Below are 22227 nucleotides of genomic sequence, written 5' to 3' on the forward strand. Positions count from 1 at the left end.
ATCATCCGCACTTGCGGTCGGCTGGGTGATCTCGATCTAACGATACTGGTAGGTTTCAAACTTTTTGCTTGCCGTGGTCGGAACGGCTGCCTTGTCCGCGCCTTCCGCGATCTCGTAGTAAATGTCTGCACCGTCCTGTGCGGTCAGCGTGACAAAATAGGTCATGTCATAGTTGAATACGCCCAGACTCTTGGAGGTCTCCTGCCCCTTGGTGCGCGGGTACGCGCTCGGTGCTGCCGGTGCAGACGAGCCACCGCCCGAGGAACCGCCGGTCGAGCCGCCCGTGCTCGTGCTGCCGCTGGTTACCAGCGTGGAGTTGTGAATCTTAACAACCTTGCCGGTAATCTCGCAGTCGGTCGCCTTCACTTCGCCGGCCTTGCCGCCGAGAACAACCGTACCGCTCAGCTTAGTCTTGTTCAGTGTAACGCCAGACGTCTTGACGATGACAATATCGGTGCCCTTGGGTGTTACCGTGCCAGATTCGGTGATATAATCCGAAATCATGTTATCTAACAGCTTGACGACCTCTGCGCGGGTGATATTCGCCTTCGGCTCAAAGCGGTTTCCACTGCGGCCTGCGATGTAGCCATTCTCCGCAAACGCTGCCACGTTTGACATTGCCCACGAGGAAATGCGGCTGTTATCCGCAAAATTCGTCGAGCTGCCGCCCACTGTTACCGACAGTGCACGTGCCAGCATGCTGACCGCCTCTTCACGGGTGATCTTGTCCTTCGGGCGGACATTTTTGCCGTCACCCTGCATAATGCCCGCCTGCGCTACACGCAGGATCGGGTCGGTGTAGTACGCCGTACCCAGATCAGCGAAGTTGTTCTCCGCCTTAGTCTGGTAGTCCATTACGCGGTCTATTATAACCGCATATCTGCTCTTGTTATCGGGCTGTTCGGCTCAAAATCGCCGTCGTGGCCCTGAATGACACCGCGGTCGCTCCAGCGGTTGATCTCGTCTTTCGCCCAGTGTCCGCGGGTGTCCGCAAATGATACGGCAAAAGCTGACGGCAGCATCGTCAGCAGCATTGCCACAGTGATAAACCATGCACATATCCGTTTGCGTTTCATTTTCATTCTCCCTTCTTTACTCGTGTCGGCTGAATTTCATCGTTTTCCCTACTGGCATTATTGTACCGTGTTCGTACCAAAGCGAAAATGAAGAAAAGCCAGAATTGTTGCACGATACGCAGGAGTTTCGCCTGCCTGCGTTCTGTGTTGTACGATTCCTATGGGATTCGTTGTCCGATTGTTAGATCCCCCGGTTATTCGGCAAAGCCGAACACGCTCTGCAGACTCGGCAGCGCCTTCCGTTTCCATGCACGACCGATCGTCACCGGGTTGATCCCGCTCGTGCGCTGATAGACCATCAGTGCGGCATACTGCGAGCCGGAAAGTTCCGCGCAAAGCGCACGGCGTGCCTTGCAGGCGCTGCTCATGCGTGAGGTCTGCGCAATCCATGTGCCCAGCCGCTCCCTCTGCACGGATTTTCCCGCTTGGGCAAGCTGCTCCTGCACCGCCGCAAGCGAGTAATATGTTCCCGCCGGAAAGCAGTCCTGCATAGCTTTGCACAGGATACACGATGATTCCTGCAGGAACCGGTACAGCAATTCCGGTGAATACGACAGATCGGTTATGCCGAAGTGCTTTTGCAGCATGGCGGCGCCGTATTTCGCCTCCAGCCGGAGTATACCCTGTGCCTGCTGATAGTCGGTCAGCTGTGCGCTGTAATCGTCCCGCAGCTGATCCGCTTTGGAGTACAGCGAGATGGCATACTCCTCTATGCTGTACGTTAAATCGTAGGAATACGCGTATCGAATGAGTCTATTCCGCTTTTTGTTGTCAAACCGCGGATAGGTCTGTTTAAAGCCGTTCGGCACACCGCCCTTGTGCGCCAACGCAATATACGCAAGCGGGTCCGGTGTTTTTGCGTTCACGCTGAAGTCTACCCGTGCAAATGTGAAGGTCTCCGGTGTGCCGAGCTGTGCATCACGCAGGATATCGCGCAGATTGCAGTCCAGTGTTCTCATATAATCTCGGCACGGGCTGAATAATGCTACTCTCTGTATCTCCATATAGAGCAGCGAATTGAGATTGATTGTTAATTTGATAAAACCGCAGTTTCGCGCGGCCCGCAGGCTTATCATCACGCCCTGCGGTGCGTACATGTAAAAATAGTATTCATTTTCTGATTTTCGATAGCTGCCTGTTCCATATCTGTCAGACAAGCCATACAGCAGACTGCGATAGCTGCTTACTTCCTCAAGCGGAATCTTCCGCTGTAACGTGATTGTATGTATAGAATGATAAATGTCCATCTCATATACCTTCTTCTTTTATAATTTTATCAGACTGTTGTGCACAGATAAAAAGTTATATCGTCCGAACAATACAGTAATAAACAGTAATCATTCAAGAACGATATTTGTTATACAAGATAGAAATATATAGCAATTACTATCCTGTCAGTTTATACTATAACTGAGAATTGAAAATATCCTATGGATAGATCATTTATATCCTATAGGATTGGAATAAATGTACTTTATATATAGAGGTGATACTCTTATGATTACATTTAAAGAAACTCCTCAATTTCTATCCCCTTCCGAATCGTTTAAACTCCGAAAAAATATTCAAGAGGTCGAAGATGATCTGCGGTTTTTCTTTGCTTGGAAACCATCTAAATCTAACGCTAAGACTCTGCCAAATTGGCTTGATAAAAAACTAAAAAAATTTCCGTATCTGCAGAAACATACATAAAATTTCCTATCTTTTCTGCACACACAAACCTCAACTTTTAACGGAACACAACAATCCTTATACGACATTTTGATCAGCTGTGTCATCACAGACTGGATCATGGCTGCGCTTCAAAAATATGAAAAGCAGTACCGTATAAAAGAATTTCGCACTGTCCTGCACCCGCAAACTACTGAAAAGGACCCCCCGAATAACCATATTCTGGAATCCAAAGCCTATTTTGATTGGCTGTTCCCCAACCTATCCGACAGCATCAAAATGTCAAATCTCCGGCGCAAACCGCTGCACAGCTATTATAACGACACAGACGACAATTCGTTCCTGCCGCGAACGCTGGACATGGAATTTCTCCAAGCAATAACCGTTCTGTATAACAACTATCTGCGTAAAGGCGATCTGCGCTATATGTTATCACCTGCCTGTTTCCTGCCTCTGATGAAACAGCACCCCTATTTCGTCTATTCACTTGAAAAATATTTTGGTTATTACCAGGCACATTGCAAGCGAAATGATTTCTCTCTTTCTACATGTGACGAACTTATTCGTTCTCTGTATGATGATTATGATCATTCTCCACATATTTACAATTACTTGCAAGCCTTCTATAGGTCTGTCTGCGTTTCATATACGGATCTTCTATCTTACTATGAGGATTTCTCCATTGTATGTAAAAAAATCAGCTACGCTATGATGACTTTGATTTATACGATAATCTTCAGACTGCTCATCAAGACTTCTCTACTTCTTACGAAAATCTTCTGGCCTATTATAACGATTTTCCGGTCGTATGCGAGGATTTGCCAACCTCTTATGACGATATCACAGATTTATATGAAGCCCTTCAAACAGAAACTTCATACGATCTCAAAGATGCAACCCGTGATTACTATTATTCGCTTTTCCAACTTGTTCAGCTGCTGCGAGAATGGCTCCGACTATTTTCCAATCGGTATTACAGTTTCGCATTTCAAGATGAAGGCAACAGCAATTCACTTCTCCGCTTTCAAAACGCCGATGATGCTGTCGCAATCGATCCATTGATATACAACTGCTTTACTACAAAAGAACGACTTAAGCATTACCGCTTTGCCGTTAATCTTCTCAAAAAGCGTGGTCATTCACTCTCTCCCGACTGGGACAAGCAACTCTATTATTCTTTTTTCTGTACAAGCTATGATGAGGATCGATACAAGATTCTTTGCAGCTTAAAAAAGCAACTACATAAAAACGATATTCCTACCAATATCAGCAAACTATTTTACCTTTGCTTTTCCACTCTTGAATTCGTAGAAAATCCTCAATTCTCCGCATTACGCCAATTCCGTGAACTGGTTTGTTCCCCAGAGATCACGCGACGATTGGCCTATACTTTAAATGAAGCCAGCTTAAAAAAAGTATCCTCGGATTCCAATAAAGATACCGATACCAATCTGCATGTTTATTTGCAAAAACTGCAGACCGCATTGGAATCTGCAAAACGCAGCCATCAGTATGATGATATCTTCTGTACGCTAAGTGCATTGTTCTCGGATTCGAAATCATTTAAAATACCGCCAATTCCATCAAAACTGATGGATAACAAAACATTGAACAAAGAAATCAGCAAATACCGCAAACAGGCACAGGCAGCCAGAAAAGAGCTTCCCTCCGCTGTTGCCTCTTTTGTTGCAGCACTAAATGATTTTACCGCTGACGCACTCGAGCTGTCTCTGGAGCACAAGAAACAACATCACTCGTATGGATATACCCACCCCTTCTGGTTTCAATGTGAGCCACATGCCCTCGATATGCTTGAAGGGGATCCTCCATCTGTTCCGATACTGCTTGAACCGAATGACTATGTGACCGGACCCTGTACCAAGATGTTTTTTACCCGTCTTCATCGTATCATTTGGCCAAAGGCATCTTCTGATCCAAACACATCTTACTCCACCGCGGACTATTTCATCGGTGCTTTTGTAACAGCGCATCTTCTGGAACAGCAGATGGTCTCTGCTCCATCACCTGCACTTGATGAAGTTTACTTTCCGGGGGATTCTTTTCTGGACGAAGATGAAGAATCTGAAGTTACAAATCTCTGGCTGTGGGCACAGAACTTTTTGAAAACCGCGCAATCTTATCCCCAGTATGTGGATAACTATGAAGGACATGCAGCACAAGTACCTCACAAACTGCCGCTGAAGATGTCCGGTACCGATTTTCCATTACTGACCCATACAATCCAATGGTTCTATCCAGAAGATACTCTAACTAACCTGATGTACGATATATTGCTTTCCACAGAAGACAAACTGCTTGATTCATGTTGGTTCTTGTTGCCGTCTGATCAGCTTATCTCACGCGCTGAAGACCATCTTTCAAAAGGTGCTGATTACTGGAACTCCATTCGCCAGAATCAAGATCCTTTTGCGAATGCTTAAACATTCCCATTTCCTATTTTTCACTGCGACCGTCTGTCTCGTGCAGACGGTCGTTTTTTTTCATAACATAAATTTACCCTGCTGTGAGCACACATCTTCTTTTCTCCCTGCTCATATCATTACACATTACATTTCCCGAACAATATTTCTATTTAAAATCGTATTATATCTATTTTTACTTTTTTTCAAAACTAGCTGTTACATTTCCCCTGCTGTGAGCACGTTAACTCGATTGGAGTTCTTTCATTATGTATAATAAAATCACAAACAGCGAAAAACGTTTTTCAAATCATCACCCCCACAAAAAGGAGCAAAATTATGAACGAAGAAGAGCTTATCCGTACCCTTGCCGCGCATGCGGCTGACGCTGTCGTCCTGCTTGAAAAAATCTGGCCCGACGACGCATTTCCCGCCAAGCTCTGCGATCGTGTCGATGCGAGCGATTACTTCATCACGAACCGCGGTGCTGTGATTGCCAGCGACCTGCGCGTGCCGTTTCTCGCCGAGCAGGTCGGTGCGGTCGGCATTTCGTCCGCCGATGTGCATACGCGTTGGAAAATTGTAGTAATTTATCAATCAGACATTCGCCTCACCTATGCCGTCCGCACGACCGCATGGGACAAGAAACCGCGCTTTCCTGGACTTGACCTCAGCGACCGAGAGGTTGACCTTGTATACGAGATGTGCGACACCTTATCCCGCAATCGTGCGTACGTCGAGAAAGATTTTTCTACAGAAACGGCACTTTTTTCCGACATTCTCAGCAATACGCAGGCTGTCAAGTCGCTCGGTGCTTTCGACGAATCCCGATTCATCGAACTGCTGCAGAATGACCCGCTTGTCCTGCCGGTTCTCGAGGCCGTACTGCTCGCAAGCGTATGGAGCGAATCGACACTGGAAAGCGTCCCGAATTTCCTTATGGTTTTCGCACTGCCGAACGCGCAGGCCCTTTCGGTTCGCGAAAACCTCGAAGAACACTTCCATACGGTTGACCTGCTCCGCTCTCCCTCTGCGCCGTTCGAGCGCCCACTTACGCTGCGCCTCGAAAACAGTCAGCCTCCGGTGTACAGCCCCGCTGCGAGCGGGCGGCTCGTTCTGCTCGAGCCGATCGGAGACGCACCGCGCAAGCTGCTGATCGACACGATCGAACAGCATTCGCGCATTCGGCTGCTTACCAGCAACGCCGAGGCACGCCCGTTTGCCGCGTTCCCCATCGTCATCTCCACGCATACCTTTCCGGCGGCGTATGCGTACACCGTCACTGTGCCCAAACAGGTACACGCTCCGCGCGAGTCCGACGCAGACTGCCTTCGCCTGGCGGCTGCCAAGCTGCTGTGCTGCATTTCTGGAGCAGCAGGCACGCTCAACGAGGCCATTGATGATCTTGCCGGCAATCCACACGCCTACCGGCTGAATCTTCCGGAGCGCTGGATTACCATTGCACGGCAGTTTATCCGCCACGCTCTGCTGACCAATGAAAACAGCCGTGCTGCATTCGACCGCATCTCCGGCGAGGCTGAGCGCGTCGCAAAAGAGGCACAGCTTTCCCGCGCAGAAACAATCGATAAGGGTGTTGCCTTCCTGCTCGAGCCGGAGCGTTACAAGGACGCGATCCATCCGCGGCCGCAGTCACTCGAGGAACTTGCTGAGACAACGGCGTTCGAATACACGTATCAGAACGAGCCGCTGCTAGTCTATCATCCCGACCGCTTCGCTGGTCTGCTGCAGCGTGCCGGAGTCGGTCCCGAGCTTGTCGAAGATGTTGTACAGGCATTGAAGGACCGTTCGCTCTGCACGTCTGAAAAGGTCAAAATCAACACTGAGGGGGCTGGCAGACGCTATCTTGCAATCCCAACGAAAAAGTTCATAAATTCCAGCATTCCATCCATTCCGGCGGGCAACGAGGAGGACAATAATGTATAATAGGGATATATATCCTGCACTGCAGACATTCGGTATCGAACATCTGCGCGATGAACAGGAACGTGCACTGACGCCGATTCTTGCCGGACGTGATGTCCTCGTTCGGCTGCGAACCGGCGGCGGAAAGTCATTACTGTACCAGCTGCCTGCACTGCTCGATGAGCCGGGTTCGCTCACGCTTGTTTTCTCGCCCTTGCGCGCGCTGCAGCGCGATCAAGTACAGGCACTCGAGCGCAGAGGCGTGCACGCCGCCCTGCTGAACTCCGACCTCAGCACGTCCATGCACGCTGATATTCTGCGAGACTTTGCCGCAAACGGCGGCCTTCTCTACCTTGCGCCGGAGCAGCTCCGCCGTGAGGACGTGCGCACCGCACTTGTCGCCGCGCATGTGCGCCGCGTGGTCGTTGACGAGGCGCATATTTTGCCGCAGGTCGAGCACGCCTTTCGCAAGGATTACCGCCGTATCGGGCCGTTCATCGAGTCGCTGCCCAAGCACCCGCAGGTGCTGGCGTTCACCGCGACCGCCACGTGCTCCGACCTCAACTACATCGCCGAGCGGCTGTGCATGCACGACCCCAAGCGCCTGCTGTTTCCGATTCGTCGGAAAAATATCAAAATCTATGTCAAGAAGATTACCATCCGCGATAAGACCGGAAAGACCCGCAAGCTGCAGAACGCACGGCTCAGACTGCTGGACGATGTACTTCGCAAGTACCGCAAGCACGGTGCCACGATCATCTACTGCCCACGCGTCAAGGATGTCAAGCGCACCACCAAATGGCTGCGTTCTCGTGACTATCCAGTGAAGGCTTATCACGGCAAAATGAAACGCCGCAAACGCGCCCACGTGCAGGACTACTTTCTGACGAAAAAGCGTCCGATCATCGTAGCTACGAACGCCTTCGGTCTGGGCATTGACCGTCCCGACGTGCGTCTGGTCGTGCACGCCGGACTGCCCATCGGCATTGACGCGTACACGCAGGAAATCGGCCGCGCCGGACGCGACGGAAAGAAAGCTCGCGCCGTACTGCTCTACGCGCCGTCGGACGAGTATGTGGTGAAAAACCTTATCCACAGCAGCCGCGACCCCGAAACCGTTTCCAGCGGCAAAAAGCGTCTGAAGGCGCTAAAAAAGGTTCTGCGCGAGCCGAACAAGGTGTGGAAGGGTATCACGAAGTACTTTCGATAAGCGTATCAACCACGCCTGTCATTGATATAATATTTATATGTATGAATGATTAAACCGCCCGCATCACGGCAATCCTAACTACCAGAAGGAGGAATTTTCATGACCAACAATTTCCTGTGTGCGCAGATCTACCAGATTCTCGCACTCAACGACGAAATGCTGAAGAGCGGCTGCATCACCCGCGACGAGCACGATTTTGTCCGCCATGTGCAGACGGACAAGCTAACCCGGCTGCACAGCACGCCGTAAGGAGGCCGCCTGATGGACGTCCGCAGACTGGACGAAATGCAGGCGCAGGGCCGCAGCATCTTCGATACCGAGCTTGCTGTGGCGTACTATGCCCGCGTTTCGACCGACAAAGACGAGCAGATCAACAGTCTCGGCAACCAGAAACGCTATTTTGAGGACTACATCGCCGCAAATCCGCACTGGAGATTTGCCGGCGGCTACGTCGATGAGGGCATCAGCGGCACGTCTGTCGAGGGACGTGAACAGTTTCTCAAGATGATCGAGGACGCGAAACGCGGCCGCTTTGACCTCATCGTCACCAAGGAGATCAGCCGTTTCGCCAGAAATACACTCGACAGCCTGCGCTACACGCGCGAGCTGCTGCGCTGCGGCGTGGGCGTGTACTTTCAGAACGACAACATCAACACCTTTGACAAGGATGCCGAACTGCGGCTCACCATCATGTCCTCTATCGCACAGGACGAGGTACGCAAGCTATCCGAACGCACGCGCTTCGGCTTTAAGCGTGCGCAGGAGAACAGTGTGCTGCTCGGTCAGAACAATCTGTTCGGGTACAACAAGGTTGACGGGCGATTGGAGATTGTCGAGCCGGAAGCCGCCGTCGTCCGTGAGGTGTTCGAGCGCTACGCTGCCGGAGACCTCGGTCTCCGCGCCATTGCCAACGACCTGGACAGCCGCGGTGTACGCGGGCGGCAGGGCAAGCCACTCACCTACTCCACGCTGTACGGCATGATCCGCAACCCGAAATACAAGGGCTGCTATGCCGGTCGGCGGTACGCCTCGCGCGACTACCGCGACAAACGCAGCTACCGCCTGAGTGCAGACAAATGGCTCGTGCATAAGGACGACCGTGTGCCTGCCATCGTGCCCGAAGCGCTGTGGGAGCGGGCTAACCGTCTGCTTGCCTCGCGCGGCAAGACCATGAAGGCGCACGCGCAGGCATCCCAGAACCGCTACGCCTACAGCGGCAAGCTCATCTGCGCGAAGCACAGCACAACTTTCCACAGGCATGTGTATAAAAGCAAAAGCCGCGGCGAGGCGGAGTGCTGGAACTGTAGGCTGTACCGTGAAAAGGGCAAAACCGGCGGCTGCAATTCCCCGACGGTTTACAGCCGCGAGCTGGACCGCATTTTAGAGCGTGTGTTCGAGCAGATAACGGACGAGCGCTCAGCCGCTGTGCAGGAGTACATCGACAATCTGCGCGCCTTTGCCGCACAGCAGGATAACGCCCCTGCGCTTGCTCAAGTCGAGCAGGAAATCGAAACGGTCACCCGCCGCAAGGACAAGCTGCTCGACCTCGCGCTTGCGGGTGCGCTCTCCAACGACGAGTTCAAGCAGCGCAATGAGACCTGCAACGAGCAGCTTGCCGCCCTCGAGCAGCAGCGAACAGAACTACAGAATGCGAACAAGACACTGGAAGAACGTATCCGACGGGTGGAAAATCTGCGCCGCATTATCGAGGAACGGTGGCAGATGAGCTGCGGGTTCTCGCGCGAGATGTCCAAGGCGCTCGTTGACCATATCATCGTGGACTCGGACGAGAGCAAAACCCATATCTCGCTCGATATTTTCCTCACCACCGGTGCAGAGCCGATCGTATCTGAGATGCAAACCTCTAACTCACAGCTGCAAATGAGCTTTCAGCGGGCGCGATCCGGTTATCAGGGTGAGTATACGGTGACGTATCTCGTGCGCTGGCATTTGGAATAAAAAAGCAGTGATGCTGCCTTCAAAAATGAAGCGCATCACTGCTTTTATCCTTTTTTACAATTCCAGCGGAGCCAGTGTTGTCGTATCAATCGAGCGAATCGCCGACCGCAGCGGCAGCACCGCCGACGGCGAAACCGAAAGCTCGTCGATACCCATCGACAGGAAGGTTTCGATCAGTTCCGCGTCTGCGCCGAGTTCGCCACAAATGCCGATCCAGATTCCGGCCTTGTGCGCGTTCTCGGCTGCCATGCGGAGCATACGCAGCACCGCCGGATGGTGCGCGTCAAAAAAACGGTCGAGACCCACACCCTGCCGGTCAACCGCCAGCGTGTACTGCGTCAGATCGTTCGTGCCGACCGAGAAAAAGTCCACCTCACGCGCCAGCTCTGCGCTCATCATGACGGCGGCCGGTGTCTCGATCATAATGCCGAGCTCGACCTTGTCCGCCATCGGTACACCTTCTTCCGCGAGTTCCGCACGGATGTTGCGGCAGATACGCTTGATCTCCTGCACCTCCCAGACCGAGGTGATCATCGGGAACATGATAGCGATTTTGCCGTACGCCGATGCGCGGTACAACGCCCGCAGCTGTGTGCGGAACACCTCCGGACGGGTCAGACAGATGCGGATGGCACGCAGACCCATGGCAGGGTTTTCTTCTTTATCGAGGTGGAAATAGTCCGCCTGCTTGTCCGCGCCGATGTCCAGCGTGCGGATGATAACGCGCCTGCCGCCCATGCGCTCCGCGACCGTCTTATAAGCCTTGAACTGCTCGTCCTCGGTCGGATAGTCGCTGCCCTGCAGGTACAGAAATTCCGAGCGGAACAGGCCGATGCCGCCGCCGTCATTCTGCAGAACCGCATCAATATCTGCCGGGGAGCCAATATTGCAGTAGACCATCACATTCCGGCCGTCCTTGGTCACATTCGGCTTGCCCTTGAGTTGATCGAGCAGTTCTTTCAGCGCCTTCTCCTTGGCCTGCTTTTTGAGCAGACGCTCACGCTCGGCATCATCCGGCTCGATAACCGCCTCGCCGGTCTGGCCGTCAATGATGGCGTACTTGCCCTCCATTTCCGGCTGCAGCGCATCTCCTGCACCGATAATGGCCGGAATGCCCATCGTGCGGGCCAGAATCGCCGTGTGTGAGTTCGCCGAGCCGCCTGCCGTGATGAATCCCAGAATAAGAGCCTTATCCAGCTGCACGGTCTCGCTCGGCGCAAGATCATCTGCCGCCACGATGCACGGCACATCGGACACGATGCCGCTTTCACCCTCGCCGGTCAGAATACCGATCACCCGCGCGGAAATATCGCGGATATCCGCTGCACGCGCCTGCATGTAGCTGTCATCCATCGCAGCAAACATTTCCGCGAACTGTACACCGGTGTCGCTGACGGCGGCCTCGGCGTTTACACGGTCGTTCTCAATCATACCCTCGATGCTCTCCACGAAATCCAGATCGTCCAGCATCATCTGGTGCGCCTCGAACAACATTGCCGCGTCCTCACCGGCCTCAGCAAGTGCCTTGTCATACAGCTTTGCGAGCTGCTCCTTCGCCGTCTCCCGCGCTGCGCGGAATCGCTCCAGCTCTGCCGCAGTGTCGCTCACCTCATGGCGCGGAATGACGCCGCTTGCTCTGCGGTAAAAGCTGATCGGGCCTGCCGCTACGCCTTTGGATACGCCTTTGCCGAAAATCTGCTCCATCTCGCTCACTCCTTACAGGTTCGCCTTGAAAAATACCTCAATCTGCGCTGCCGCTTCCGCTTCGTCCTCGCCTTCCACTTCCACGCGAACGGTGTTGCCGTGCTTGATGCCCATGCCCATGATGGCGATCAGACGGCGTGCATCCGCTTTTTTATCGCCGAAATGCAGGAAAACCTTGCTCTTGAACTTCGCGGCCTCCTTCGCCAGCAGGCTTGCCGGACGTGCATGAATGCCAATGGAATCCGTAATGGTGTACTCAAATGCTGTCATGATGAAAACTCCTTTTTTCTTCATTCAAATGGTGGATTGCGGCGAGAAATGTCGCTGCAACCTGCGGTTCGTGTCCATAAAAGTCCACTGCACCCGGTCGATACGGCGGCTTGTTCTCGCTGAGAAATCCGCTGCCGCCGGTGACGATCAAACCGTGTCTGCGTGCCAGTGTGTGATACCGCGCGGTATCTGCTTGGCTGTGACTGACGTATGCTGCAATGCCGTCGAATGCCGCCACCGGAAAGGTGTCGTCCATCTCATTCGGCGGCACGAGCACGGCCAGTCCGCCTGCTTCGTGAATCGTGTGAATCGCCTGCTCGGCTGCAAATGACTGCACCGAATCGTTCCGCGTCCGCTCAATCTCGAGCAGCGCCGGACAGGTGATGTCAATGCCGATGCCGAGCGTGAGAAAATCCTGTTCCCGCCAGCGGCAGTCGAGTTCAATGCCGGGCAAAATGCGCACACCGAGCTGTGCGCCGCGCCAGATACATTCCGGCACACCGCTGACCGCCCGCCGGTCGGTCAAAGCCGCCAGCGTCAGCCGTTCCTCACAGCAGCGTTCGGCCAGTGCACGCGGTGAAAGCTCCCCGCCTGCAGTCAGGCTGCTGTGGATTTGCAGATCGGTTTGTGCCATGGAAAGACCTCCGACAAGGTTCAGGATACGGGAAGGATTTCGGAAGGACAGGCCGCGTCCTCCGGGATAAACCAGCGCTGATGCACGCGTATCGCGCCGAGAATCGCATGGTTTTCGCAAAGCTGCCGCAGTTCGGCGGCGGAAATGTGCCATAAAACCGCAGCTTCCGGAATGGTCATAAACGGCATGTCTCTTCCTCCTCTTGTGTTATTGGAATAGGTGATAGACCGCCTGTGCTACGCCGTCATGGTCGCAGTCTGCGGTGATGTATTTTGCCAGATCCTTGAGCGCTGCATCCGCGTTGCCCATCGCCACCGGCATCCCGACTGCACGGAGCATTTCCGCATCGTTGTCGCTGTCACCGATGGCGACCATTTCGTCCGGCGTGATGCCGAGCATCTCGCCTAGGCGGGTGAGCGCGCGTCCCTTGTCCGCACCGGCAGGCAGAATCTCAAAGTTGTCCGAGCCTGAGCTTGTGATCGTTAGACCCGGCAGCGGCCGAATCTCCACAAGCGCCTGTTCGAGCACCTCGCGTTCACCTAGTGCGTACACCTTGGTGACGTTCAGATGGTTTTTCCGAATCTCACCGGCGATGTCCTCCACGACGATTTTATTCGCATGAAAGCCCTCTACGCGGTAATTTGCGACAAAATCGCGGTTGGAATATTCGTTGATATAGATTTTGCTGCCGACGTAGATCATCACGCGCACCGGCCGGCTCTGCACCGCCTCAACCACCTTTGCGCCGATTTCGCACGGCATGTCCCAGCTTTGCAGAATGCGCTCATCCGATGCAGTGGCAATCGCCGTGCCGCCCGCCGTGACCATCAAATCCTCGCAGGGCAGCTCACGGGCGAACTCCGCCGCTTCGCCGACAATGCGTCCGGTCGAGAGCACAACGTGTACGCCGCGTTCCTTGACCCACTCGAGCGCCTGTTTGACCTCAGGCGTTACCTCCTTGCGGGAGTTCAGCAGTGTGCCGTCAAGGTCGAGCGCGAGTAAACGGTATTTCATGCCTGCACCTCCTCCGATATGGCGATAAATGGCGCACGCCACGCCGTCCTCGTCGCACGAAGCGGTCACTTCGTCGGCGGCTGCCCGTGCAATCGGAGAAGCGTTGCCCACTGCAATGCCCAGTCCGGCAGCGCGGAGCAGCGGCGCGTCAATGTCGTGATCGCCGAGTGCCATCACCTCATTGGGCGAGATGTGCAGCGAATCGCACAGCACATGCATGGCCGTGTCCTTGCCCGCGCCTGCCGGTACGACTTCAAGATATTCGTCCTTGGAGCGCACGAGCGTCATCGGCAGGTGCTTTGCCTCCAGTACCGGAATCATTTCGTCAATCTGCGATTTCTCGCCTATGCAGAGCAGTTTGTGCGCGCCTGCGTCGCCCCAGTCTGCAAACAGCGTCTCCAACGGCGCGACGGTCGGCTGTACGCCGGTTATCTGCGCCTCGGCGCGGCTCCACTCGTCCTCGGCGGCAATGAGCCAGTCGAGGTCGCGGTAAACGCTCAAGTGGATACCTCTCGCCTGCGTTTCCTGCCGGACAGCCTGCGCACATGCACGGGTCAGGCGGCTGTCCGCCAGCCGGTTTTCGCCCGAGAGAATAAGTCCTCCGCCGCAGCACACCAGCGGTCCATCCACGCCGAGCGCATCCCGAATCGGGAACACCGCCCGCGGCGGTCGTGCGCTCATCAGGCAGATGGTCACGCCGTTCTTCGCCGCAAACTGCACAGCCTCGCGGTTGGCGAGCGGCAGCTTGTGCGCCGAATTCAGAAGCGTGCCGTCAATATCCATGCACAGCAACCGATATTGTTGTTGATTCATTGCATTTCTTCCTTTATGCCTGCTCTGCCGCCGACAAAATGTTGGCGACATTGCGGTTTCCGTTGCGGATGCCCAGTCCGATCACAGCCGCGCAGACCGCGCACACCAGCGCAATAATCACGCCGCATACGCCGCCCGCAAAGCGCAATCCGCTGCCCGCGATGCCCCACCATGCCAGCACCGCCGCGCAGGAGGAGAGCAGCATAGCGATTCGCTTCCAGAGGGAAAGCTGCCGAAGGGCCTGCTGCTGCTGTTTGGCCTCGTGCAGTAATGCGGTCTTGTTCATTGAGAAAACTCCTTTCCTGTACGGCGGCCGCTGAACGATTTCGTTCAGCGGCCAGAGGGGTGAAAGTGTGATATAGTCTGAGTGAAACGATTTTAGTATGCAAGCTGCGGATCAAAGAATCCAACCAGCACGCCGACCAGCGCAATGCCGACCAGCACGAGCATAACGGTCGTCGGTGCCATTTTCTTCTTACTCATCAGCCAGTAACAGAGCATAACGGTAGCCAGCGGCAGCATCTTGGGGAATATGGTATCCAGCACATCCTTTTGGAGAGAAATGTCACCGGGCAGGACAAGCGGCGTTGTGATCGAAATCCAGCTTGCGGCAACCGCGCCGATAACGACCGTGCCGAGCATGATGATGCTCTCGCGGATGGCGTTCGCCTTTTCACCGACGATCATTTCAACCGCCTTGCCGCCGAGCTCATAGCCCTTGAAATACAGCAGGCGCATGCCGAGCGTCAGAATGACATTGTACGCGATGATGTAAAAGATCGCGCCGAGCGGCGAGCCGCCAGAGGATAAGCCGAGCGCAACGCCCAGCAGAATCGGAATCAGCGTGCCAACCAGCAGGCTGTCACCGATACCGGCCACCGGTCCCATCAGACCGGCGCGAATGCCGTTGATCATCTCACCGTCGATGTCCTCGCCGTTGGCCTTGGCTTCTTCCAGACCGGCGGTCATGCCGACGATGACGGTGCCCAGCTGCGGCTCGGTGTTGAAGAATGCGGAATAAGTCTTGAGGGCTTCGGTCTGCTCCTCCTTGGTGTCGTACAGCTCCTCTACCAGCGGCAGCATGGCGCACAGGTAGCCGAACGTCTGCATATGCTCCTGCGAGAAGCAGGTCAGATGGCCGTAAAACCAGTTGCGGAACGATTTGTTCAGCGCTTTCTTGGAAAGTTTCTTTTCTGCCATGATCAAATCTCCTCCTCATCGTCGTCAAACTCTGCTGCAGAGGCTGCAGCTGCGGGAGCGGCTTTCTGCAAAGCAAGGATCTTGATGCGGTAGTTGATGACCGCAAAGAAACCGCCGACGATAGATGCCGCAATCAGGTTGAGGCCCATGCAAGCGGCCAGCGTGAAGCCGAATACGAATACCAGAATATCAACCGGCTTGGTCGCAACCTGCTTGAGCAGGATGGCGATACCGACTGCCGGAAGCAGCGAGCCGACGGTGAACAGTGTTTTCATTGCAACGCCGTCCATCGGCAGGTAGGCCTTCATCAGATCTACCATGCTGGTGCCGACCTTGGTGATGATAAACGTCGGAATAAACGAGCACAGGATGTGAGAAATCCACGGGAGACCCATATCGACCACATACAGCTTGCGCAGATCGCCCTTTTCGAGTGCGCGCCAGCCCATATGCTGCCAAACGAGGTTTACGGTAGCTGTTCCGTAAAACAGCACGGTGCCGATGGTGCCGACAGCCGAACCGAGCGTTACCGCCATTGCCTGTCCCTCAGCGGATGCGGGATTGAGACCCATGGAATGCACGGCAACCATGGAAAGCGGAATGCCGATGTAAGAGATCGCGCGAACGTCAGCGGAAACCGTGCCGCCCGGCGTTACGAGCGCGATGTATACGACCTGAATGGCCGCGCCGAGATAAATGCCCGTCTGCACGTCGCCCATGATGAGGCCGACGATCAGACCCGCTACCAGCGGACGGCCCAGCGTGTAGTTGCCGAGCACCGTACCGCCCAGACCGGGCATGGATGCCAGACATGCGAGCAATCCGAACAATGCAGCCTGCCAAACTTGAACTTGCATAAGTTCTCCCTCTTTTCTTTTTTATTTTGTGAAATAGAATTTAGTAGCCGAACTGACCGCGGAACTTCTTCCAGTTGCCGATGGCAGCCTCCTTGATGAGCGCGAACTCTACTTCGTAGCCCTTCTGCATAATGGCCTCGAGTGCGTCCGCCTCCGGCTGGGTGATCGCCTGATTGTTGCCCAGCTTGGTCGCGCCCGGGCGGTCGTTGCACGGTCCGATGATAACCGTCTTTACCTCACCGGGATCAAAGCCGTCGTCCACGAGGATGCTCTTCATCGTGATCGGGTCCTTGGTGATGAGGAAGTAGCGATCCTTGCTGGCAAGCACCTTGCCGCACTTTGCGCGCCACTCGTCGAGCGTCCACACGAAGGTCTTTTTGTCGCTGGCGTTCTTGTACGCAGCCTTGAGCACCGGCGTGGTAGCCGCCTTGTCGTTTACGGCAATGAGGCCGTCGCACGGATACTCGAGCGCCCAGCGCGTGCAGGTCTGACCGTGGATCATACGGTCGTCAACACGAATGAAAGAGATTGACATAACTTTTTCCTCCTTAATACTGCTCTTTACTATTTTTATTAAATATCGTCGTCTTCATCGCCGCCGAGGTCAAACCGCTTGATCTGGTCCTTGGCCTCGCCGGTCAGCTCCTGTTCCAGCTCCTCGAGCGGCGTATCCGCATCCGCAAATGCGGCGGTCAGCACGAGCGGCAGGTTCATGCCGCCGATGGCAAGCGTTTTGCCCAGCAGACCCTTTTCGGTGAGCACATCGAGTGCGGTGGTCAGCGGCGAGCCGCCGATGATGTCCGCGGTGAGGATGATCTCGTCCTCGGCGGTGATGTCCCCCACCAGCTCTGTGAAGTTTGCGCGGAAGGTGTCAACGTCCATGCCGTCGAGCAGGCTGGTCGAGCGGATGTCCTCGCGGTCGCTGCCTGCCATCATGCCGAGCGCGTTGTGCAAACCCGGTGCAAAGGTGCCGTGGCTGACTAAAATCAGGTATCTCATTTTCCGTTCCCTCTTTCCTGTTTGTTGAGCATAGTATACCGGATTTTATCCTGTATGAAATCTGCATTTTGTCATGACTCGCTTGTGATAATCGTCCTGTTTTTCTATGACAAATGTCATGCCGATTATCAAAATACGCAAAGAAAAAGCGCCCTGTCTGTGCATATCACACAAACAGAGCGCTGAACGCCTGCGTTTTTCGCTGCTTATTCCTGTAAATATTCCTGCACCTGATGCTGGACTCTTTGAAGCTGGAGTGACAGATTATGCTCGTCCTCCATCGCATTCTGCACCAATCCTTCGGTGAACAGCAGTGCCTGATCGTAATTGCGGAAGCGCGGCGCGGCAACCGCCTGCTCCATGACATCCGACAGCATTTCCACGCCGGACTGGCTTTCGCCGGGCGTGTCCTGCCGGAGAATCCGGCGGGTTTCGTCCGAGTCGGTCACGCTCCGCAGCGCGGACACGCTGTGCGAATCCGTAAACAGCATAGACTGATTATCCGCATTGGCGGTCAGCTCGCGCAGAAACTGCCACGCAAGCGTTGTATGCGCCGAGCGGCTGCTGATACCTGCGAGCACGGTGCTCAGCTCCGAGCTGTTGCCGCCTGCCGGACCATGCGGCATGGGAATGCAGTCCCACAAGAAATCCGAGTACCGCTTGATGCGCCACGGATACGGCTGATAGGTCCGGTAATCCGAGAACAGGAACGGTCGGAACGCTACTTTTCCCTCATCGAAGTCCCGCGCAGAAGGCGTGGTCTCTGCCGTGAGCTTGCCGAGCCGTTGTGCAAACGCCACCGCCTGCACCGCCTTCGGTTCGGAAATCAAGCAGCTGCTGCCGTCCTCGGTGAACAGCGATGCACCGTTCGCGGTCAGCGCATCCTGCCAGGTGTAGCCGTAGCAGCCAAACTGATCGGTTTCGCCGTCACCGTCCGTGTCGCGCGTAACCTTGGCGCAGATGTTGTAAAAATTCTCCCACGTCCAGTCACCGGACGGCACAGCAATGCCTTCGCTTTCGAGCAGCGTCTTGTTGACACACATCAGCGTCGGTACGCACTCATACGGCAGCGCGTACTGCACGCCGTTCTCCGCGCCGCTCTGCAGCGCCGCCGGATAAAAATCCGTGTCGGACACCGCCTCGTCCTGCGCAAGATAGCCGTCCAGCGGCGCGAGTGCACCGAGTTCGCACAGCTCACCGAAATCCTCCGGCAGCACGAGGAACACATCCGGCTCACTGCCGAGCAGGTACTGGTCGATAAGCCATTCCGAGTAATCCCGTTTGAGGATGCCGCTTGTGTAGGTGACGTGTACATTCGGGTGCTCCCGCTCGAACCGCTCGATCGCCGCGTCGATGACAGCGTAGCAGTTGCCGTTTGGCGCATCCCAGTAGCTGCCCGCCATAAAGCCGAGTCGCAGTTCGACTGGACGTGTGCGGCTGTAAGCGACCATCGTCAGGCACACCGCTGTCAGCACGATGATCGCTGTCAGACGCTTCGTCAGCCCCTTCATTGCGGACCTCCAAACGGACGGCCTGCTACGCCGGTCTGCACCGCCCAGATGGCAAGCTGCGTGCGGTCGCGCAGATCCAGCTTGCTGAGAATGCTGCTCAGATAGTTGCGCACCGTGCCTTCGGACAGGCAGAGCGCGGCCGCGATTTCCTTGTTAGACAGTCCGGCACCGACCTCACGGATGATGCGCCATTCGTTATCCTGCAAATCCTCAGTCTGCTTTTCGTCCACACCGATGGTGAGGTTGCCCTTGGCCATCCGCGCGAACATCTGCAAGGCTTTGCTTGCCACGTCCGGCGCGATAATGGAGCCGCCGCGCACGACCTCGCGCACCGCATTGGTCAAATCCGCGACAGATACGCCCTTGAGCAGATAGCCAGACGCGCCGAACCGCAGCGCGTTGAACACATACTCGTCATCGTCGAACGTCGTCAGCACGATGACCTTGATATTCGGGTATGCCGACTTGATAAGGCGCGTGCACTCCACGCCGTCCACCTCGGGCATGCGGATGTCCATCAGCACGACATCCGGCTTTTCGCTCCGCACCAGTTCGATAGCCTCGCGGCCGTTCTTCGCCATGCCGACTACCGTAATATCGCCCTGCGCTCCCAGAACAAAGCCCAGACTTTCCCGAATCAGCTCCTGATCGTCTGCCAGCAGCACTTTAATCATATACATCACCCCATCGCAGCGGAATTTCCGCGTGCAGTTCAAATCCTTTTTCGCTCTTTACCTTTAATGTGCCATTTAACAGCTTAAGCCGCTCGCGCATGTGCCGCAGACCAAATCCCGGCTCAATTTTCGTGCAGCCGCAGCCGTTGTCCGTTACCGTAATGCCGAGCCGGCGCTCCTCCGCTACAATGCGGACACGCACCGCGGTTGCGTGTCCGTGCCGGATAGCATTCGTGATGCTCTCCTGCACGATGCGGTACACCGCGTCCTCCTCGTCCGGCGACAGCCGCAGATCCTCGGCCTGCAAATCGAGCGTGATCTCCGCCTGCGAGGTCGTCTGCATTTCGCTGCACAGCTTCGCTATCGCGTCTGTTAATTGCATGCGCTCGAGCGCATCCGGCCGCAGTGCCCGCACCGAACGCCGAACCTCGTTCATGCCCTCGCGCGCGGTGGACGCGATGCGTTCCATCTGCTTTTTCGCCATCTCCGGCGAGATTTCAAGCATTTGCAGACATGCGTCTGCACCGGCGGTAATGCCGGTCAGTGCGTGGCCGAGCGTGTCGTGAATCTCCCGCGCAAGGCGGTTGCGCTCGCGCGTTTCCGCCATGCGTTCGCTCTCGGCGGCGTAGGCCTTGAGCTGCTCGTTCATAACCGAAAGCCGATCGTTCGCCTGTTCCAGTTCGCCGTTGAGACGGCGTATTGCCGAATTTTCCTCGGTCCTCTGCCCGATGAGCACCACCATGTACACCACGAACAGGATAAGGTGCAGTGCGCCCAGCAAATCCACCGTGCTCTGCAAAAGCTGCCGCGTGTGCATATCAAAATACAGCAGATATTCCGAAAACGGAACCGTGTGCAGCGCTCCCTGCAAGGCACCCAAACCGGTCAGCAGGAACAGCGCCGTCATGACGCCGAGAAACCGGCGGCGCGTTCTGCCGTGCAGGCCGTCGATCAAATCCACAACCACATACAGCAGCAGGCCGTTGTAGTCCAGATGCAGCGCAAAAATCACGCACAGCGCGAATAACGGCTCGGTCCAGCCGACGAAATGATAGCTGCGTCTGCGCAGTACACCAACCACAATGAGCGCCGCCATGCTGAGAATCGCTACGGTCAGCGTCCACGGCTTGGCCGGCAGCGCGCTTAAATTCTGCGTGAACGCCACACCGTCCGACTGCCGCGCCGCCAGCACCGGCGTCATGCCGAACACCCATGCGAGGAATACGCACACGGTGATATTCAGCAGCAGCATAATCCGGCGAAAAAACTGCAAACTCTGTGCCATACCGTCCCCCCTACTGCCAGCCGTCCATGTCGTAGCTGTTTACGTTGTCCCTGGTCACCAGTGCTACCGGAACCGTGATTTCCTTTTCGTAGTCCTCACCGTTTAAGATGGCGTAGACCGTCTGCGCGGTAATCTGCCCCAGCCGAATGGGGGACTGGGCCGCTGTCGCCGTCATAGCACCCTCGCTGATCATGCTTTTCGCTTCGGGAGCACCATCCACGCCGTAAACCGCCGTATCCTGCAGCATGCCATGCTCCTGCAGAGCCGCCATCGCGCCGAGTGCGCTCGGGTCGTTAAGTGACATCACGGCGTCCGGCACAATGCCCTGTTCAAGCAGCTTGTCCATCTCCGGCATGGCGACTTCAAGCTGACCGGCGCTGTCCGCGCGACCGATGATTTGATAGTTGGCGTCGGATGCCAGCGTATCGCAAAAGCCCTGGATACGGTCTCGGCCGGACTTGGTAGATGCGTGCTCAAGCAGCACGACCTTCGCGGAATCACGCGTGTTCATCAGGTGCTCCGCGCAGAGCACACCCGCACCGTAGTTGTCGGACGCAATCGTGCACGCTACCAAATCCGGGTTGCCGACCTGCGAGTCGATAACCACGACCGGTACGCCCGCCTTCTGTGCCTCCCGCAGTGCTGGCTCGATCTCGCGGTAGTCCACCGGATTGAGCACCAGCAGGTCGATATTTTCGTGCAGCAGATCGCGTATCTCCTCGTTCTGCCGCTCCTGATCGAGCGCCGGATCACGCGTCAGCAGAATATCGCCGCGGCTTTCGATCACCAACCGCAGTTCCTCGTCAATGACGCTGTAAAACGGGTTGTTCATCGTCATGTACGTCGTGCCAATGCGGAGCGGCTCGTCCGTCTGCGATACGGCCTGATACGTCACGGCGGCAAGTCCGGCCGCCAGCAGCAGCGCCGCTGCCGCAAGGATTGGTCTTGTGCGCAACGGTATCCCGCCTTTCCCCTTAGTAGTTGATACCATTATAGCATAAATTTTT

At 55.4% G+C, this 22227-nt stretch carries 23 protein-coding genes; 6 read left to right on the forward strand and 17 right to left on the reverse strand.

Annotated elements, in window-relative coordinates; all coding sequences use genetic code 11:
* Nucleotides 1-36 precede the first annotated feature (36 nt).
* From DW806_RS03110 to DW806_RS03120, 3 genes are all read right to left on the reverse strand, one after another.
* Nucleotides 37-855 (reverse strand): S-layer homology domain-containing protein, encoded by an 819-nt coding sequence (locus tag DW806_RS03110; RefSeq protein ID WP_118729062.1) that lies wholly within the window; start codon nt 853-855, stop codon nt 37-39.
* 11 nt (nt 856-866) lie between these two features.
* Nucleotides 867-1076 (reverse strand): S-layer homology domain-containing protein, encoded by a 210-nt coding sequence (locus DW806_RS03115; RefSeq protein WP_158578270.1) that lies wholly within the window; start codon nt 1074-1076, stop codon nt 867-869.
* A gap of 194 nt (nt 1077-1270) precedes the next feature.
* Nucleotides 1271-2323, reverse strand: coding sequence for a hypothetical protein (locus DW806_RS03120; RefSeq protein ID WP_118729064.1), 1053 nt, complete (start codon nt 2321-2323; stop codon nt 1271-1273).
* Nucleotides 2324-2573: 250 nt separating this feature from the next.
* Between DW806_RS03120 and DW806_RS03125 the strand changes: the two genes are divergently transcribed.
* The 6 genes from DW806_RS03125 to DW806_RS03150 all read left to right on the forward strand — a co-directional run bounded on the left by DW806_RS03125 (nt 2574) and on the right by DW806_RS03150 (nt 10259).
* The gene (locus DW806_RS03125) at nt 2574-2768 is read left to right on the forward strand and encodes a hypothetical protein (RefSeq protein WP_118729065.1); all 195 of its coding nucleotides are present in this window, start codon (nt 2574-2576) and stop codon (nt 2766-2768) included.
* A 797-nt stretch (nt 2769-3565) separates the two neighbouring features.
* The gene (locus DW806_RS03135; protein ID WP_147358068.1) at nt 3566-5188 is read left to right on the forward strand and encodes a hypothetical protein; all 1623 of its coding nucleotides are present in this window, start codon (nt 3566-3568) and stop codon (nt 5186-5188) included.
* A gap of 318 nt (nt 5189-5506) precedes the next feature.
* The gene (locus DW806_RS03140; RefSeq protein ID WP_118729068.1) at nt 5507-7111 is read left to right on the forward strand and encodes a hypothetical protein; all 1605 of its coding nucleotides are present in this window, start codon (nt 5507-5509) and stop codon (nt 7109-7111) included.
* On the forward strand, nt 7104-8300 hold the full coding sequence (locus tag DW806_RS03145) for a RecQ family ATP-dependent DNA helicase (RefSeq protein ID WP_118729069.1): 1197 nt from the start codon (nt 7104-7106) through the stop codon (nt 8298-8300). The genes DW806_RS03140 and DW806_RS03145 overlap by 8 nt, the downstream gene beginning before the upstream one ends.
* A gap of 99 nt (nt 8301-8399) precedes the next feature.
* Nucleotides 8400-8549, forward strand: coding sequence for a hypothetical protein (locus DW806_RS15095; protein ID WP_158578271.1), 150 nt, complete (start codon nt 8400-8402; stop codon nt 8547-8549).
* A 12-nt stretch (nt 8550-8561) separates the two neighbouring features.
* Nucleotides 8562-10259 (forward strand): recombinase family protein, encoded by a 1698-nt coding sequence (locus DW806_RS03150; protein ID WP_118729070.1) that lies wholly within the window; start codon nt 8562-8564, stop codon nt 10257-10259.
* 54 nt (nt 10260-10313) lie between these two features.
* On the opposite strand, the gene ptsP is transcribed toward DW806_RS03150, so the two are convergent.
* From ptsP to DW806_RS03220, 14 genes are all read right to left on the reverse strand, one after another.
* A complete protein-coding gene (gene ptsP, locus DW806_RS03155; protein WP_118729071.1) occupies nt 10314-11963 on the reverse strand; it encodes a phosphoenolpyruvate--protein phosphotransferase in 1650 nt (549 codons plus the stop codon).
* A gap of 12 nt (nt 11964-11975) precedes the next feature.
* Nucleotides 11976-12233 carry an HPr family phosphocarrier protein gene (locus DW806_RS03160; protein WP_118729072.1) on the reverse strand — a complete coding sequence of 86 codons (258 nt, stop codon included), beginning with the start codon at nt 12231-12233 and terminating at the stop codon, nt 11976-11978.
* On the reverse strand, nt 12220-12867 hold the full coding sequence (locus DW806_RS03165; RefSeq protein ID WP_118729073.1) for a hypothetical protein: 648 nt from the start codon (nt 12865-12867) through the stop codon (nt 12220-12222). Before DW806_RS03165 ends, DW806_RS03160 begins: the two co-directional genes overlap by 14 nt.
* A 20-nt stretch (nt 12868-12887) precedes the next feature.
* Nucleotides 12888-13055, reverse strand: coding sequence for a helix-turn-helix domain-containing protein (locus tag DW806_RS03170; RefSeq protein WP_118729074.1), 168 nt, complete (start codon nt 13053-13055; stop codon nt 12888-12890).
* 19 nt (nt 13056-13074) lie between these two features.
* The gene (locus DW806_RS03175; protein ID WP_158578272.1) at nt 13075-14694 is read right to left on the reverse strand and encodes a Cof-type HAD-IIB family hydrolase; all 1620 of its coding nucleotides are present in this window, start codon (nt 14692-14694) and stop codon (nt 13075-13077) included.
* A gap of 13 nt (nt 14695-14707) precedes the next feature.
* Entirely contained in the window at nt 14708-14980 is a 273-nt protein-coding gene (locus DW806_RS03180) for a hypothetical protein (RefSeq protein WP_117751252.1), read from the reverse strand.
* Between the two features lie 92 nt (nt 14981-15072).
* Entirely contained in the window at nt 15073-15894 is an 822-nt protein-coding gene (locus DW806_RS03185) for a PTS system mannose/fructose/sorbose family transporter subunit IID (protein WP_117489529.1), read from the reverse strand.
* A gap of 2 nt (nt 15895-15896) precedes the next feature.
* Nucleotides 15897-16751, reverse strand: a complete 855-nt coding sequence (locus DW806_RS03190; RefSeq protein WP_117489527.1) for a PTS mannose/fructose/sorbose/N-acetylgalactosamine transporter subunit IIC — start codon at nt 16749-16751, stop codon at nt 15897-15899.
* A gap of 40 nt (nt 16752-16791) precedes the next feature.
* Nucleotides 16792-17286, reverse strand: a complete 495-nt coding sequence (locus DW806_RS03195) for a PTS system mannose/fructose/N-acetylgalactosamine-transporter subunit IIB (protein WP_117489526.1) — start codon at nt 17284-17286, stop codon at nt 16792-16794.
* A 38-nt stretch (nt 17287-17324) separates the two neighbouring features.
* Entirely contained in the window at nt 17325-17750 is a 426-nt protein-coding gene (locus tag DW806_RS03200) for a PTS sugar transporter subunit IIA (protein ID WP_118729076.1), read from the reverse strand.
* A 206-nt stretch (nt 17751-17956) separates the two neighbouring features.
* Nucleotides 17957-19261, reverse strand: a complete 1305-nt coding sequence (locus tag DW806_RS03205) for an extracellular solute-binding protein (protein ID WP_118729077.1) — start codon at nt 19259-19261, stop codon at nt 17957-17959.
* Entirely contained in the window at nt 19258-19935 is a 678-nt protein-coding gene (locus tag DW806_RS03210; RefSeq protein WP_118729078.1) for a response regulator transcription factor, read from the reverse strand. The genes DW806_RS03205 and DW806_RS03210 overlap by 4 nt, the downstream gene beginning before the upstream one ends.
* The gene (locus tag DW806_RS15610) at nt 19928-21220 is read right to left on the reverse strand and encodes a sensor histidine kinase (RefSeq protein ID WP_243022616.1); all 1293 of its coding nucleotides are present in this window, start codon (nt 21218-21220) and stop codon (nt 19928-19930) included. The genes DW806_RS03210 and DW806_RS15610 overlap by 8 nt, the downstream gene beginning before the upstream one ends.
* 10 nt (nt 21221-21230) lie before the next feature.
* Nucleotides 21231-22175: a sugar ABC transporter substrate-binding protein gene (locus DW806_RS03220; protein WP_243022617.1), complete on the reverse strand. Its 945-nt coding sequence runs from the start codon at nt 22173-22175 to the stop codon at nt 21231-21233.
* Nucleotides 22176-22227: the final 52 nt, after the last annotated feature.

Origin of the sequence: Butyricicoccus sp. AM32-19 (assembly GCF_003480365.1) — a bacterium.
Lineage (GTDB): Bacteria > Bacillota > Clostridia > Oscillospirales > Butyricicoccaceae > Agathobaculum > Agathobaculum butyriciproducens.

What these genes read in the sequence shown, in the direction of transcription:
- DW806_RS03110 (WP_118729062.1), bottom strand. Translation starts at nt 855, where the DNA reads ATGGACTACCAGACTAAGGCGGAGAACAACTTCGCTGATCTGGGTACG.
- DW806_RS03115 (WP_158578270.1), bottom strand. Translation starts at nt 1,076, where the DNA reads ATGAAACGCAAACGGATATGTGCATGGTTTATCACTGTGGCAATGCTG.
- DW806_RS03120 (WP_118729064.1), bottom strand. Translation starts at nt 2,323, where the DNA reads ATGGACATTTATCATTCTATACATACAATCACGTTACAGCGGAAGATT.
- DW806_RS03125 (WP_118729065.1), top strand. Translation starts at nt 2,574, where the DNA reads ATGATTACATTTAAAGAAACTCCTCAATTTCTATCCCCTTCCGAATCG.
- DW806_RS03140 (WP_118729068.1), top strand. Translation starts at nt 5,507, where the DNA reads ATGAACGAAGAAGAGCTTATCCGTACCCTTGCCGCGCATGCGGCTGAC.
- DW806_RS03145 (WP_118729069.1), top strand. Translation starts at nt 7,104, where the DNA reads ATGTATAATAGGGATATATATCCTGCACTGCAGACATTCGGTATCGAA.
- DW806_RS15095 (WP_158578271.1), top strand. Translation starts at nt 8,400, where the DNA reads ATGACCAACAATTTCCTGTGTGCGCAGATCTACCAGATTCTCGCACTC.
- DW806_RS03150 (WP_118729070.1), top strand. Translation starts at nt 8,562, where the DNA reads ATGGACGTCCGCAGACTGGACGAAATGCAGGCGCAGGGCCGCAGCATC.
- ptsP (WP_118729071.1), bottom strand. Translation starts at nt 11,963, where the DNA reads ATGGAGCAGATTTTCGGCAAAGGCGTATCCAAAGGCGTAGCGGCAGGC.
- DW806_RS03160 (WP_118729072.1), bottom strand. Translation starts at nt 12,233, where the DNA reads ATGACAGCATTTGAGTACACCATTACGGATTCCATTGGCATTCATGCA.
- DW806_RS03165 (WP_118729073.1), bottom strand. Translation starts at nt 12,867, where the DNA reads ATGGCACAAACCGATCTGCAAATCCACAGCAGCCTGACTGCAGGCGGG.
- DW806_RS03170 (WP_118729074.1), bottom strand. Translation starts at nt 13,055, where the DNA reads ATGCCGTTTATGACCATTCCGGAAGCTGCGGTTTTATGGCACATTTCC.
- DW806_RS03175 (WP_158578272.1), bottom strand. Translation starts at nt 14,694, where the DNA reads ATGAATCAACAACAATATCGGTTGCTGTGCATGGATATTGACGGCACG.
- DW806_RS03180 (WP_117751252.1), bottom strand. Translation starts at nt 14,980, where the DNA reads ATGAACAAGACCGCATTACTGCACGAGGCCAAACAGCAGCAGCAGGCC.
- DW806_RS03185 (WP_117489529.1), bottom strand. Translation starts at nt 15,894, where the DNA reads ATGGCAGAAAAGAAACTTTCCAAGAAAGCGCTGAACAAATCGTTCCGC.
- DW806_RS03190 (WP_117489527.1), bottom strand. Translation starts at nt 16,751, where the DNA reads ATGCAAGTTCAAGTTTGGCAGGCTGCATTGTTCGGATTGCTCGCATGT.
- DW806_RS03195 (WP_117489526.1), bottom strand. Translation starts at nt 17,286, where the DNA reads ATGTCAATCTCTTTCATTCGTGTTGACGACCGTATGATCCACGGTCAG.
- DW806_RS03200 (WP_118729076.1), bottom strand. Translation starts at nt 17,750, where the DNA reads ATGAGATACCTGATTTTAGTCAGCCACGGCACCTTTGCACCGGGTTTG.
- DW806_RS03205 (WP_118729077.1), bottom strand. Translation starts at nt 19,261, where the DNA reads ATGAAGGGGCTGACGAAGCGTCTGACAGCGATCATCGTGCTGACAGCG.
- DW806_RS03210 (WP_118729078.1), bottom strand. Translation starts at nt 19,935, where the DNA reads ATGATTAAAGTGCTGCTGGCAGACGATCAGGAGCTGATTCGGGAAAGT.
- DW806_RS15610 (WP_243022616.1), bottom strand. Translation starts at nt 21,220, where the DNA reads ATGGCACAGAGTTTGCAGTTTTTTCGCCGGATTATGCTGCTGCTGAAT.